We start from the raw sequence: 325 nt of genomic DNA, 5'->3' as shown, positions 1-325 counted from the left end.
GTGGAAGGCGTGGATGGTCCGGCCCTCCAGCACCTTGAGGGTGTCCTCGACGGACAGGCACTCGTTCAACCCGTCCGTGTGCAGGGCGACTTGGACGTCGTACTGTTCGGCGACGCGCAGCGCGGTGTCCAGTGCGCGGGTGTGCGCGCCCATGTCCTCGTGCACCTTGAAGCCGGAGGCGCCGCCCTCGGCGAGGGCCTCGATCAGCGGGGCCTCGTCGGAGGACGAACCGCGGCCGAGGAAGCCGATGTTGACGGGCCAGGCGTCGAAGGCGTTGAAGGCGTGCCGCAGTGCCCAGGGGGAGTTGACGCCGACGCCCCAGACC

At 70.2% G+C, this 325-nt stretch carries 1 protein-coding gene; it reads right to left on the bottom strand.

The window, feature by feature from the left end; genetic code table 11:
* The coding region (locus tag VM95_RS38185) for an amidohydrolase family protein (protein ID WP_045706327.1) at positions 1 to 325 on the bottom strand (325 nt) is incomplete at both ends.

The sequence above is a fragment of the Streptomyces rubellomurinus genome (assembly GCF_000961885.1).
In the GTDB taxonomy this organism is placed as follows: domain Bacteria; phylum Actinomycetota; class Actinomycetes; order Streptomycetales; family Streptomycetaceae; genus Kitasatospora; species Kitasatospora rubellomurina.
Note: the sequence above shows the minus strand (reverse complement) of the source record. Positions and strands in the feature narration are given on the sequence as shown.